We start from the raw sequence: 12,067 nt of genomic DNA on the forward strand, positions 1-12,067 counted from the left end.
CCTACTCACTATGAAAAAGCTACCCCACCAGCCGGCCCTCGATGCCGCTCGCGCCGACGCTGCCCTGCGCCGGCAGCTGACCCCAATGCCTGCGGCCACGCAATTAATTGAAATGGTCCAGGAAGGCATCAACACCGTTCAGGAGAATATCTCAACTTTGCGGCGCCAACGCCGGCCCCCTGCAGACTTTCACCAACCCCCCGCCAGCCAATGAGCAAAACACCCCCAGACGCCCCCACTCCTTCGACTGAGCCGCCGTGGCAGGTAGAACCTGACCGCTGGATGCAGCCCGCAGCCTATGCAAAGGCGGCGGGCTTGTCGCATCCCAGCGCCATCACTAGGCGCATGAACAGCCAGAAAAACCCCTTGCCCTACGTGGTCGATACCCTGCGCGACGGCACGCAGGTGCGCTTCATTGATGCGCAGGCGCACCCGCCCGCCCGTAAACCAGGCGGCCGAGGCGTAAAGTCACCGCCCCGGCCCCGGCCGCCACATTCTGGTTTTACCAGTACCGCTCAGCCTACTCCTGCTCAGGAGTAGGCTGATGTGCTTTTAGGCCCAGGCCAGCCACGCCCCGGTCCTTGTCGATCTTCTCGGCAATACCGGCCAGCACTTCGCTCGGGGCGGTGCGGTATTCAAACTCGAAGCCCTCAAACTTATCCAGGCGCACCCCACCTTTGAGCGGCCCGCTAATTTCCGGCTTGCGGAAGCCGGTCAGGATATAAAACACGTCGGCGTTATACAACTCCTTGAAGCGGGCCAGCTCGACCACATCGAGCTTGCGCCGGCCGGCGCGGATTACGGATATGGCCGCCAGCGGCACCATCAGGTCGCGCTCCAGCTGCGAGCGGCTTTCCACCCGGCCGCTGCGCTCCAACTCGTGCACCTCCAGCAGGAAGCGCACGGCAATCATGTTCTGCAGGTGTTCCTTCAGCTCCGGGCTCTTGATGGCCTTGCTGGGCTGTGGATACTTATACTTCTTTTTCTCGGTAGGCTGGTTGTTGTCCGTCATGGCAGGAAAGGGTGGCGAATGTTCTACCTATGTTATACCAAAGCAAACAAGCCCCGCGTAACTCATTGAGAAACACGGGGCTTGGTGGATTAAATGCAGAGAGGGGGGGATTCGAACCCCCGATACCGTTGCCGGTATAACGGATTTCGAATCCGTCGCATTCGACCACTCTGCCACCTCTCTGTAGGTAATAATGAATGGTTTCGGGACGGCAAAAGTAGCAGGCATTTGCTTGTGTGCAATACCTACAGCGCATTTTTTTCACGCTTTTTCCAATTCTGTCTAGCCCCTCCCACTACCTTAAGTGCCTTACTGATTCGTTCTGAATAGCTTAGCGGGTTTTCAGCCGTCCAGTTACGGCATCGATGCTGACGTTGACTTCAAAGCCCAGAATCAGGGTCATGCACACAAAGTCGAGCCAGACCATGAAGCCCACCAGTGTACCAATGGAGCCGTAGAAATGGTTGTAGCTGTCGAAAATCTTCACGTAGAGAATAAACAGGAAGGACACCAGAAAAATCAGCAGCGTCGCTACCACCGCCCCCGCCGATAGGAACGGCCACTTATCGTGCACGGGCGGCACGTAGTAGTACACCAGGCAGGTAGTGAGCAGAAAAAGTCCGATGACCGAGCCGTATTTCAGAATAGAAATCAGCTGGCTGGTAAACTGCTCGGGCACGATTTCGTGGAAGACCAGCGCGTCGATGATGTAGGTACCAAAGAAGATACCGGCAATGGCAAACAGCAGCACCGCCGACAGCACGATGGTGAGCAGGGTGGCAATGACGCGCTTGCGCAGGTAGGTACGACGCTTAAAGGAAGGGTACTTCTTCTCGAAGGCGTCGAGCAGGGCCATAATGCCGTTGGAACTCAAAACCAGGGCCGTGGCAAAACCGAAGGAAAGCAAGCCCCCGTGCGGAATATTCACGATGTCCTCGATAGTACCCGACACGGCCACGTACATTTCCCGCGGTATCAGGTCGCCCAGGAACTGCAGGATGTCTACGTTCAGGTTGGGCACCGGAATGTAGGGAATCAGGGTAAAGAGGAAGATGATGGTCGGAAACAGGGCCACCGTGAGGTTGAAGGCCATGTAGGAAGCCCGCTTGCTGATGCTGTCGAGCTTGAGCTCCTGAATCATCCGGTCGACTACATCATAGACCGAGGCGCGGCCGTGGGCAATGTGCAGCTGCTTGAGCCACACGATAAACTTGCGGTAGGAACGCCGGCGGCGCACGTCGGGCAGGTGGTAGCGGCGGACGGGCAGGCGCATTGCCATCTTACTCGGTGGGCTTAGTAGTTTTATTAGGCACAAAAGCCGCCGCCGCTGGCGCTTCGGCAGGCAGTTTCTGCGCGGCCGGGGTAATGGGGCCGGTCAATTCATCGTCCGTGAAATACGGCGCCAGCTTGTTCTGAATTTCCGTTGGAATAGGTACGGGCCGGCCGGTGGCCGTGCTGACAAATACCATCAACGTATGTCCCTCGGTGAGCAGTTCCTGGGCCTCGTTATAGATTTCGTACTCAAACAACACCCGGGAGCCTTCGGCCGGCTGCTTGAGCAGCAGGCGCACCGTGAGCAGGTCGTCGTAGCGGGCCGGGCGCCGAAACCGGGTCCGTATCTCCCCTACCGGCATGCCTACCCCGTCGGCTTCCAGGTCCTTGTAACGGATGCCCAGCTGCCGAAAGGCCTCAGTGCGGGCCACTTCGAAGTACGCCGCGTAATTGCCATGATAGACGTAGCCCATCTGGTCGGTTTCGGCGTAACGCACGCGGATTTGGGTGTCGGAAGAGTACATAGGCCTACTTTAGGTAATTTTCAAAATTTTGCTGAATCAGGTAGGTCTTGCCTTGCTGCTCAAACAGCGTGTCATTCGCCAATAGCCGCTCCTGTCTGCCGTCCGCATACGTGAGTGTTATCTTGTAGTAAGGCGAAGCAACACGATAGTCAGTAACCTCACCAGTATTGAGAAAGTCATTGACGAGGTACCGCACACTATCAGTAGCCTTATCAGTCATGACTACGCCTGGGCGAAACAGTGTTTGAAACCTAACGGATTTTATAGCTACCAGATCAAATTGTGGCTTTTCCGCGCAGCCTGCTAAACCCAAGGCAAGTATTATTAAGGCATTCCGCACATTCAACCACCTCAGCACATTTTCCACATTTACTTCATGATTCCAGCCCGGCTCAGGGCCGCCTGGTAGCGGCGGGCGTTAACTAGGTGGCCGGCTTCGTTGGTGGCAAAGGCGTGGTAGCCGCTGAAATCCTCCTTAGCGCAGAAATACAGGTAGCTGTGCTCCTCGGGATTCAGCACGGCGTCGATGCTGGCAATGCTGGGCAGGTTGATGGGGCCGGGCGGCAGGCCGGCGTACTTGTAGGTGTTGTAGGGCGAATCTTTCTGCAGATGCACATTCAACACCCGCTTGATGCCAAAGTCGCCGTTGGCGTACACCACCGTGGGGTCGGCCTGCAGCTTCATGTTGCGCTTGAGCCGGTTGAGGTACACGCCCGCCACCCGGGGCCGCTCGTCGGCGTGCTGCTGCTGCTCGGCTTCCACAATGCTAGCCAGGGTGCTGACCTGCTCGCGGGTAAGGCCCAGCTTTTTGCGCTTGGCGTCGCGGGCCGGAGTCCAGAACTTCTCGTACTCCTTCTTCATGCGCTGCATGAGGTTGTCGGCGGAAGAGTTCCAATACAACTCGTACGTGTTCGGAATAAACATGCCGATGATGCTGGTCGTGTCGAAGCCTAAGCTCTTGGTATAGGTCGGGCTGCTCAGCAAGGAGTCGAACTGGTGGGGGCGGGCATCAATGGCCGTGCTCAGCTTGCGGGCCAAATCCTCCCGCAGACGGATGTTTTGGAAGGTGAGCTTCAGCGGCGACTGGCGCCCGGCCCGCAGGTCGGAAATCAATTCCCGGTTGGTGTAGCCGTCCTTGAGCTCATACCGGCCGGGTTTCACCAGCTTGTCGTATTTCATTAGCCGGGCCACAAAATGCAAGGACAACTTGTCGACAATGGCTCCGGACCGGTCGATGGAATCCAGCACTGACTTGGCCGTTTGCCCCCGCCGCACCAGCACGTAGGTCGGGCGGCCCTTGGTTTCCACGTTAGGCGTAAAGAAAACCTGGTAGAAATAGTAGAAAAACGTAATGAAAATGATGCCCAGTACTCCTACCGTGTAGGCGAAACGGTTACGGCGGCGGAGCGCTTTGGCTCTGTAATCAATGCGGGGTTTGGTCATTGCAGACGAAAGACGGGGGTCAAGTACCGGAACTACGAACAAGCAACCAGCCCGCGCATCCGAAGCGGCGGCCTGGCGTTTGCCGCTTCAAAAGTACGCCTTATCCACTGTTCTACCATTTCCCGTTCGCCGCCGGCCCCTACTTCTTAGCCCAGGCCCCACCCGCATCCGTATTCCTGGGCCGAGCCTGAGCAAGCGGCTCTGCGACTCCCATAAAGCGGTGGTGACTTGTAGCCGGGCAAGGAAGCTTAACCACTCAACGTAACGCAATGGTAACATTGAGGCAATACACACAAAATTTGGGGGTTGCGCCGTATTCGCTTAGTTTTAGCACCTAACCCGTATACGGCAAGCTTTTGCGGGCTTTTTCCTTTACCTACCTTGCTTCAAGAATTTCGTACACGACACTCTGGAGTTTCTTTCCACCTCTTTTTTCATCTTTTCACTTTTACCAACTGACTATCGTGGCACTCTTTACTCCTTCCATTGCGCGCCTGCGCATGCTGCCCGCCGCAGCGCTGTTCCTCGGTCTTTCTTTGTCAGCTCAGGCCCAAACGCCAATTAGCATCACGGGCGGCACGGCTGTGTATACCCAGAACTTTGACGGCATCACGGCGACGGGTACGACGTATCCCACCGGTTGGACGGGTGTGCGGCTTTCGGGTTCGGGCACAGCCAACGAAACCCTGCCTCCCACGGTTCTAACAGCCTCCGCTCAATCAGGCGCGGTGTACAATGTTGGCCCTAACGGCACGGCGAATGACGCTGACCGCGGCTTGGGCAGCCTGGCTTCGGGTAGCACGGTTCCAGTGTTTGGTGCTGTGTTTACCAACAACAGCGGGGCGACTATTACGCGCGTAACCATCACGGCTCGCAACGAGCAGTGGCGCGGTGGCGATAACGCCAACCTTGAAACCACGGCTTTCGAATACAGCCTCAACGCCACGGGCATCAACTCGACGGGTGCCACCTGGACGCCCGTAACCGCCCTGGATCTGGTGGAGCTCAACAACACTACCACCGCTGGCAACATAGATGGCAACGCCGCTACCAACTCCAAATTCATTGGGGGCGTAGTTACGGGCCTGACCTGGCCCGCCGGCACCACGATGTGGATTCGCTGGAGAGACAACAACGACGTGGGCGCCGACGCCATCCTGGCCGTTGACGACTTCTCGCTGGCTACCGGCACCACCACGCTGGCTACCCAGAACAAGGCTCTGGAAAGCTCCCTGAGCCTGTTCCCGAACCCTGCCGCCAACAGCCTCACCCTGCGCGTAGGCAAGGAAGGCGTTGGCGCTTCCGTGGAAATCTTCAACAACCTGGGCCAGCGCGTACGTCAGACCGTCGCTAGCCAGCAGGAATTCAGCCTCGACGTGTCGGCCCTGCGTGCTGGGGTATACTCTGTGCGCTTCACCACGGCTGATGGCACTGCTACTCGCTCATTCGTAAAGCAATAAGCTACCTTAACTACTGGCTACCAAAGCCCCGGCCACCGTTGGCCGGGGCTTTTTTTATGCTGTTTACCGCCTGAAGTAGTAACCCTGCGGACAAATTGTGCGAATGTGTGGTAGTTCTGTTCTTCAGCTAGTACCTTGTCCGGCCCCATCCACCCGCCGTCATCCGTTTTCTTCTCACTATTTACCTCCCCGCTATGGCCGCCACGTTGCTTCGCATTCACCCCGACAACCCACCTCAAAACCGTTTGCTGCAAGCTGTGGAGGTACTCCGAAACGGCGGCGTTATCATCTACCCCACCGACACGATTTACGGGTTGGGCTGCGATATTCACAATGCCAAGGCCGTGGAAAAGCTCTGCCGGATCAAAGGCATTCACCCGGATAAGGCCAATCTGTCCTTTATCTGCTCCGACCTTTCCCACATCTCCGACTATGCGCACGGCATTACTACGCCGGTTTATAAAGTCCTGAAAAAAGCCTTGCCCGGCCCCTTTACCTTTATTTTCGAGGCCAGCCCCAAAGCACCCAAGTACGGCGGCGTTAAGCGCAAGACGGTGGGCATCCGCGTGCCCGACCACAACATCTGCCTGGGCCTGGTGAAAGAACTGGGAAACCCCATCGTCACGACCTCCATCCGCGACGACGACGAACTGCTGGAGTATACCACCGACCCCGACCTGATTTTCGAGAAGTACCGCTCCCTGGTCGACCTGGTTATCGACGGCGGCTTTGGCAACAACATCGCCAGCACGGTAGTGGACTGCACCAACGAAGATTTTGATATTATCCGGCAGGGTGCCGGCGACATCGAGCAATACTTGTAGCAGAAGGTAGTGCCAAGCAGAACAAGGAAGCTGATTTAGCCACATGGCGCGGCCTTCCGTCCTCTGAGTCATGCTGATTCTATAAAGTAACAAGCCCCTTACCACACGCTGTAGTAGGGGGCTTCCTGCTAAAAGGGCGCGGCTACTCTATGGGAGTGCGGACGGCTTCGCAGCTGCGTGAGGGCACATTCCTCACATTTTTCACACGAGCACCTCAGCGCATTTAACAATCAAACCCGCTTGTGCTTCCAGCGCCGATGCGTCCAGAGGTAGTTAGCCGGGGCCGCCTGGATGTCGCGCTCCAGATGACGGGCAAAGGCCTCGGTAAGGGCAAAAGCGTCTTTGTCCAGGGGAGTATTTCCGTCGTGTAGCGGCAAAATAACCAGCTCATAATAGCCGCGTTTTACCCGCTGGATATTCACATACACCACCGGACAGTTGAACTGCCCAGCCAGACGGTCGGCGCTGCTATAAAAGCTGGTTTCCTGATTCAGGAAGGTTGTCCAGTACGGTTTGTCTTCGGGGCCAGCGGCTTGGTCGGTCAGCATGCTCATGGCCCGGCCTTCGGTGCGGCGCTTCACCAAGTCGCGCAGGGTATCGCGCATCGGAATCAGGTGGGCGCCGCTCCGGGTGCGCAGCTGGTAGAGAAAGTCCTCGAAGAAAGGATTGCTCAGTGGTTTGTAGACGCCGTACGCCTTACCCGGAAACTCCAGGGCTCCTGAGGGCAGAATCCACTCCCAATTACCCGCGTGAGAACCCAAAGCTAGCACCGTCCGGCCCGCCTTAAAAGGCTCGGCTAGCAGCTCCGGATTGCGAATCGTGACCCGCCGCCGCAATTCGGCATCGGACATGGCCGCCAGCTTCAGAATCTCTACCATCACCTGGGAGAAATGCCGGTAGAAATCCTTGCGAATCTGCTGGATCTGCGGCTCGGTTTTCTCAGGGAAAGAATTGCGCAGATTCTCTAGCACCACCTTCTGCCGGTAGCGAATCACGTAGGCCATCAGCCCATACAAGCCTTCGGCTACGATATAGAGAACGCCAAGCGGCAAACGCGCCAAGCCTATCAACAGCCATTGCAGGGGCAAATAGCGCAGTGGGTACTTTCGAACGGAGGGTTTATTCATCGGGGAGCCACGACGCCAACCGGGGCATACTCTGCCACGTTGCGACGCAGACGCGCAATTTGGGAAGAAACCAGCTTGTTTTTAGCGTCGCGCACTTCTATCGTAAGCGTGTAGTCACCCCCGGGCAGTTTGTTCATGTCTAGGCTTCCAACCACGGGAGTGCGTAGCCCCACTACCCCTTGGATAGTTGCATTGGAAGTCAGCGCGTCCTTTTTCATGCCATCCTGACGTAGTCGGTAGCGTAGCTGAGCCGTTTGGTCAGGCTTCAGGTTGTAGAGTTCCGCGTAGAAAAAAGCCTTGTCAGCGCCGCGCCCGTAGAGGCCGCCGGCGGCGCGGGTGAGGCTAAAGCCGCCGCGGGCAAAATTGCTTTGCTCCCCCGACTTCGAAGCCGCTCGCGACAACAGCACCACGTCGCTCAGCCCTACTGACTTGGCGGCCGATTCCACCAGCAAGGGCTGCTCTACCACGTTGTTTTGCCCAGCCCGGTATTGGTCGCGTACCTGGCCCCGCAAGGTATACTTGCCATCGGGCAGCAGAATCAGCTTTTGAAAGCTTACCGGATTCTTCAGGCTGACAGAAGTATCACTTAGCACCGGGGGCTTGAGCGTAATGGTTTCTTGATAGGCTGCGGAGCCATCTTCCCGGATAATTTCCAACGTAATGCTGGCCGCGGCCTGAAACACCTTGGGGGCACGGCGTTTGTAGGTCAGCGACTGACCCGGCACGGTAGCATATAGTTCAATTACGGCTCCTTTCACGGCCATATCTTCGTTGCGAAAGCGCGCCACATCCAGCACCAATTGCGGCGGGGTAGCCGCCTGGGCTACATAAGACAACAGAAGAGTTAGAAGTAACAGAATGGAGCGCATAGTGTCAGTTTGACGTATTGAGTGATGTTGCTAAGCCCCAAAAGCACTTTTGGTAGGGTAATGGTTCAGCCCCTAAGACGAGAAATGTACGTTTAAAAAAGGATTTACATCTCATGTTAGCCAAATACTATTTGGCAGGTGTTTATTTAAATACTTTTCACTTACTCCGCCCTCCTTTTCCACTCTGGTGCCTATCCTCTTCGAATCTCAGTACAATCCGCCGGCTCAGTTTTTCGCCGAGTTGGCCGGAGCCGACACGCTCTGGCTGGAGCAGCACGACAACTACCGCAAGCAGACCTACCGCAACCGCTGCCTGATCCTGACTGCTCAGGGCGTGAAGCCGCTTACGGTCCCGGTTATCGATGGCAACCGCAGCGAAAAAGTAAAAACCTCGGCCATTGAAATCGACTACCGGCAGAACTGGGTGCACCAACACTGGCGCAGCCTGCAAACCGCATACGGCGGCACTCCGTATTTTGAATATTACGCCGACTATCTGCACGACATTTACGTACAGAAACCTTCCCTTCTCTTCGAACTCAATCTAGCCTTTCTGCAGTTTTACTTACGCTGCCTGCGGTTGCGAATTCCGGTGGAATTCACTACCGAGTATTACTCCCACTACTCTGCTCCCCTCGTGCTCGACCGGCGCGATTGTCTGACACCAAAAGCACAGGCTGTCACAGAACCTGACAGGAAGTCGGTTCAACCCTACACCCAAACCTTTGGTAAAGATTTTGTACCGGGACTCAGCATCTTAGACCTGCTTTTTATGCAGGGCCCGGCCGCCGGCAGTTTTCTTGCGTAGTGCAATTGTCGCCTCCGAACCTTCGCCCGTATTTACCTGTTTTCAGGTTACTTCGGCCCAACCCGCTCATCGTTCAATAACCTTGGCTTGCGGGGCACCGTTTTTCTTCATTACTTATCTGCATGGAAGCTAAATTCTCAAATCGAGTCAAGGAGGTCATCTCCCTGAGCCGGGAAGAGGCCATCCGGCTCGGTCACGACTATATCGGTACCGAACACCTATTACTAGGCATGATTCGCGAAGGGGAAGGCACTGCTATCGGCTTGCTCAAGAAATTGGGCGTGTCGGTGGAAGAGCTGAAATACGCCCTTGAGCAAGCAACTCGTAATACGGCCACGCAGGGGACGAGCATTACCGGCTCGATTCCGCTGACCAAACAGACCGAGAAAGTTCTCAAGATCACCTACCTGGAGGCCAAAATCTTCAAGAGTGAAATCATTGGCACGGAACACCTGCTGCTGTCGATTTTGCGTGACGAAGACAATATTTCTTCCCAAATCCTGAGCAAATTCAACGTGAACTACGAAGCCGTTCGCGACTCGCTGGACTACCACGGCAACACTGCCCCCACCGACCGCGCCCCCGACACTGACGACGACGACAACGACAAACTCTTTGGCGGTAGTGCCGGCCGCGGTGGCGCGGGCAGCAGCTCGGCCCCGAAGAAGCCCGGTGAAAAGTCGCGTACGCCCGTTCTCGACAACTTTGGTCGTGACCTGACCAAGCTGGCTGAGGAAGACAAGCTCGACCCCATCGTGGGCCGGGAAAAGGAAATTGAGCGCGTAGCCCAGATCCTGTCGCGTCGTAAAAAGAACAACCCGATTCTGATTGGTGAGCCCGGTGTAGGTAAAACGGCTATTGCCGAAGGCCTGGCCTTGCGTATCATCCAGAAGAAGGTTTCGCGCGTGCTCTTCGGCAAGCGCGTCGTTACGCTTGACCTGGCTTCGCTGGTTGCCGGTACCAAGTACCGTGGTCAGTTCGAAGAGCGCATGAAGGCCGTGATGAATGAGCTGGAGAAGTCGCCCGACGTTATCCTGTTCATTGATGAGCTCCACACCATCGTGGGTGCCGGCGGTGCTTCCGGTTCGCTGGATGCCTCGAATATGTTTAAGCCAGCCTTGGCCCGCGGCGAGATTCAATGCATCGGCGCTACCACGCTGGACGAGTACCGGCAGTATATCGAGAAAGATGGCGCTTTGGCCCGTCGTTTCCAGATGGTAATGGTGGACCCCACCTCGCCCGAGGAAACTATCGAAATCCTGCACAACATCAAGGACAAGTACCAGGACCACCACCACGTAGTGTACACCGACAAGGCTATTGAAGCCTGCGTCAAGCTGTCGGACCGCTACATGAGTGACCGGTTCCTGCCCGACAAAGCCATCGACATTCTCGACGAAGCTGGGGCGCGCGTGCACATCAACAACATCGTGGTGCCCGAAGATATCTTGAAGCTTGAAGAGAGCATCGAGAATATCAAGACGGAGAAAAACCGGGTGGTGAAGTCGCAGAAATACGAAGAAGCCGCCCAGCTTCGCGACAAGGAAAAGAAACTGCTGGAACAGCTCGACCAGGCTAAAAAGAACTGGGAAGACGAGACCAAGAAGAAGCGCTACACGGTGAAAGAGGAAAACGTGGCCGAGGTAATCGCCATGATGACCGGTATTCCCGTGAGCCGCGTGGCCCAGAACGAAAGCCAGAAGCTGCTCAATATGGGCGAAGAGCTGCAGGGCAAAGTAATCGGCCAGGACAAAGCCATCAAGCAACTGGTAAAAGCCATTCAGCGCACCCGTGTGGGCCTGAAGGACCCCAAGAAGCCCATTGGCTCGTTCGTATTCCTGGGTCCGACGGGTGTTGGTAAGACCGAGCTGGCTAAAGTTCTGGCTACCTACCTCTTCGACAAGGAAGACGCTCTGGTGCGCGTTGACATGAGCGAATACATGGAGAAATTCAGCGTATCGCGCCTCGTGGGGGCACCTCCCGGCTACGTAGGTTACGAAGAAGGCGGTCAGTTGACGGAGAAAATCCGCCGCAAGCCCTACTCGGTCATCCTGCTCGACGAGATTGAAAAGGCTCACCCCGACGTGTACAACTTGCTGCTGCAGGTGCTCGACGATGGTATCCTGACCGACGGCCTGGGCCGCAAGGTGGACTTCCGCAACACCATCATCATCATGACCTCCAACATTGGGGCGCGTGACCTGGCGGACTTCGGCGCTGGTATTGGTTTTGGTACCAAGGCCCGGACGGAAAACCTGGACGAGATTACCAAAGGCACCATCACTAATGCCCTGCGGAAAACCTTCTCGCCCGAGTTCCTCAACCGCTTGGATGACGTTATCGTCTTCAACTCACTCGAGAAGAAGGATATTCACCGCATCATCGACATTTCGCTGTCGAAGCTGCTCTCGCGCATTCAGACGCTCGGCTACAAAGTAGAGCTGACCGAAGCTGCCAAGGACTTCGTAGCCGACAAAGGCTACGACCCCAAGTACGGCGCTCGTCCGCTGAACCGGGCTATCCAGAAGTACATTGAAGACCCGATTGCGGAGGAAATCCTGAAAGCCGAAATCGCGCAGGGTGACGTTATTACCGCCGACTTCACCGAAGGCGGAGAAGAACTGACCTTTGCTGTAAGCAAGAGTGGTGAGAAACCTGACCTCGCCAGCGACGAGCGGCCCGAAGAGGCCCCCGAATCGCCGGACACGGAGAAAGGCAAGTAAGCTGC

The 12,067-nt window shown here is 56.4% G+C and carries 13 protein-coding genes and 1 tRNA gene; 6 read left to right on the forward strand and 8 right to left on the reverse strand.

Annotated elements, in window-relative coordinates; translation table 11 throughout:
• The first annotated feature begins 10 nt into the window (after positions 1 to 10).
• Both E5K02_RS10375 and E5K02_RS10380 read left to right on the forward strand, forming a co-directional pair.
• Entirely contained in the window at positions 11 to 214 is a 204-nt protein-coding gene (locus E5K02_RS10375; RefSeq protein ID WP_135394653.1) for a hypothetical protein, read from the forward strand.
• Complete coding sequence (locus E5K02_RS10380; protein WP_135394654.1) at positions 211 to 540, forward strand: hypothetical protein; 330 nt, start codon at positions 211 to 213, stop codon at positions 538 to 540. Before E5K02_RS10375 ends, E5K02_RS10380 begins: the two co-directional genes overlap by 4 nt.
• On the opposite strand, the gene E5K02_RS10385 is transcribed toward E5K02_RS10380, so the two are convergent.
• The 6 genes from E5K02_RS10385 to mltG all read right to left on the reverse strand — a co-directional run bounded on the left by E5K02_RS10385 (position 521) and on the right by mltG (position 4,251).
• On the reverse strand, positions 521 to 1,012 hold the full coding sequence (locus E5K02_RS10385; protein WP_135394655.1) for a hypothetical protein: 492 nt from the start codon (positions 1,010 to 1,012) through the stop codon (positions 521 to 523). The two genes, E5K02_RS10380 and E5K02_RS10385, sit on opposite strands and share 20 nt — an antisense overlap.
• Before the next feature lie 96 nt (positions 1,013 to 1,108).
• Positions 1,109 to 1,195: transfer RNA gene (locus E5K02_RS10390), tRNA-Ser, on the reverse strand.
• Positions 1,196 to 1,343: 148 nt separating this feature from the next.
• Entirely contained in the window at positions 1,344 to 2,285 is a 942-nt protein-coding gene (locus tag E5K02_RS10395; protein WP_135394814.1) for a YihY/virulence factor BrkB family protein, read from the reverse strand.
• A 7-nt stretch (positions 2,286 to 2,292) separates the two neighbouring features.
• The gene (locus E5K02_RS10400) at positions 2,293 to 2,808 is read right to left on the reverse strand and encodes an acyl-CoA thioesterase (protein ID WP_135394656.1); all 516 of its coding nucleotides are present in this window, start codon (positions 2,806 to 2,808) and stop codon (positions 2,293 to 2,295) included.
• 4 nt (positions 2,809 to 2,812) lie between these two features.
• Positions 2,813 to 3,175, reverse strand: a complete 363-nt coding sequence (locus E5K02_RS25535) for a hypothetical protein (protein WP_167856354.1) — start codon at positions 3,173 to 3,175, stop codon at positions 2,813 to 2,815.
• A gap of 2 nt (positions 3,176 to 3,177) precedes the next feature.
• The gene (gene mltG / locus E5K02_RS10410; protein WP_135394658.1) at positions 3,178 to 4,251 is read right to left on the reverse strand and encodes an endolytic transglycosylase MltG; all 1,074 of its coding nucleotides are present in this window, start codon (positions 4,249 to 4,251) and stop codon (positions 3,178 to 3,180) included.
• Between the two features lie 464 nt (positions 4,252 to 4,715).
• Between mltG and E5K02_RS10415 the strand changes: the two genes are divergently transcribed.
• A complete protein-coding gene (locus tag E5K02_RS10415) occupies positions 4,716 to 5,711 on the forward strand; it encodes a T9SS type A sorting domain-containing protein (RefSeq protein ID WP_135394659.1) in 996 nt (331 codons plus the stop codon).
• Positions 5,712 to 5,905: 194 nt separating this feature from the next.
• Positions 5,906 to 6,535 (forward strand): L-threonylcarbamoyladenylate synthase, encoded by a 630-nt coding sequence (locus E5K02_RS10420; RefSeq protein WP_135394660.1) that lies wholly within the window; start codon positions 5,906 to 5,908, stop codon positions 6,533 to 6,535.
• 230 nt (positions 6,536 to 6,765) lie between these two features.
• Here E5K02_RS10420 and E5K02_RS10425 read toward each other — a convergent pair whose 3' ends face one another.
• A complete protein-coding gene (locus E5K02_RS10425; RefSeq protein ID WP_167856355.1) occupies positions 6,766 to 7,662 on the reverse strand; it encodes a lysophospholipid acyltransferase family protein in 897 nt (298 codons plus the stop codon).
• Positions 7,659 to 8,531 (reverse strand): hypothetical protein, encoded by an 873-nt coding sequence (locus E5K02_RS10430; RefSeq protein ID WP_135394661.1) that lies wholly within the window; start codon positions 8,529 to 8,531, stop codon positions 7,659 to 7,661. The genes E5K02_RS10425 and E5K02_RS10430 overlap by 4 nt, the downstream gene beginning before the upstream one ends.
• A 187-nt stretch (positions 8,532 to 8,718) precedes the next feature.
• On the opposite strand from E5K02_RS10430, the gene E5K02_RS10435 reads away from it, so the two are divergent.
• Together E5K02_RS10435 and E5K02_RS10440 are read left to right on the forward strand one after the other, a co-directional pair.
• The gene (locus E5K02_RS10435) at positions 8,719 to 9,339 is read left to right on the forward strand and encodes a WbqC family protein (RefSeq protein ID WP_262709842.1); all 621 of its coding nucleotides are present in this window, start codon (positions 8,719 to 8,721) and stop codon (positions 9,337 to 9,339) included.
• Positions 9,340 to 9,461: 122 nt separating this feature from the next.
• Positions 9,462 to 12,062: an ATP-dependent Clp protease ATP-binding subunit gene (locus E5K02_RS10440; protein WP_135394662.1), complete on the forward strand. Its 2,601-nt coding sequence runs from the start codon at positions 9,462 to 9,464 to the stop codon at positions 12,060 to 12,062.
• The last annotated feature ends 5 nt before the right edge of the window (positions 12,063 to 12,067 follow it).

The organism is Hymenobacter metallicola, assembly GCF_004745645.1.
Lineage (GTDB): Bacteria > Bacteroidota > Bacteroidia > Cytophagales > Hymenobacteraceae > Hymenobacter > Hymenobacter metallicola.

What these genes read in the sequence shown, in the direction of transcription:
- E5K02_RS10430 (WP_135394661.1), bottom strand. Translation starts at nt 8,531, where the DNA reads ATGCGCTCCATTCTGTTACTTCTAACTCTTCTGTTGTCTTATGTAGCC.
- E5K02_RS10420 (WP_135394660.1), top strand. Translation starts at nt 5,906, where the DNA reads ATGGCCGCCACGTTGCTTCGCATTCACCCCGACAACCCACCTCAAAAC.
- E5K02_RS10425 (WP_167856355.1), bottom strand. Translation starts at nt 7,662, where the DNA reads ATGAATAAACCCTCCGTTCGAAAGTACCCACTGCGCTATTTGCCCCTG.
- mltG (WP_135394658.1), bottom strand. Translation starts at nt 4,251, where the DNA reads ATGACCAAACCCCGCATTGATTACAGAGCCAAAGCGCTCCGCCGCCGT.
- E5K02_RS10375 (WP_135394653.1), top strand. Translation starts at nt 11, where the DNA reads ATGAAAAAGCTACCCCACCAGCCGGCCCTCGATGCCGCTCGCGCCGAC.
- E5K02_RS10385 (WP_135394655.1), bottom strand. Translation starts at nt 1,012, where the DNA reads ATGACGGACAACAACCAGCCTACCGAGAAAAAGAAGTATAAGTATCCA.
- E5K02_RS10380 (WP_135394654.1), top strand. Translation starts at nt 211, where the DNA reads ATGAGCAAAACACCCCCAGACGCCCCCACTCCTTCGACTGAGCCGCCG.
- E5K02_RS10440 (WP_135394662.1), top strand. Translation starts at nt 9,462, where the DNA reads ATGGAAGCTAAATTCTCAAATCGAGTCAAGGAGGTCATCTCCCTGAGC.
- E5K02_RS10400 (WP_135394656.1), bottom strand. Translation starts at nt 2,808, where the DNA reads ATGTACTCTTCCGACACCCAAATCCGCGTGCGTTACGCCGAAACCGAC.
- E5K02_RS10395 (WP_135394814.1), bottom strand. Translation starts at nt 2,285, where the DNA reads ATGCGCCTGCCCGTCCGCCGCTACCACCTGCCCGACGTGCGCCGCCGG.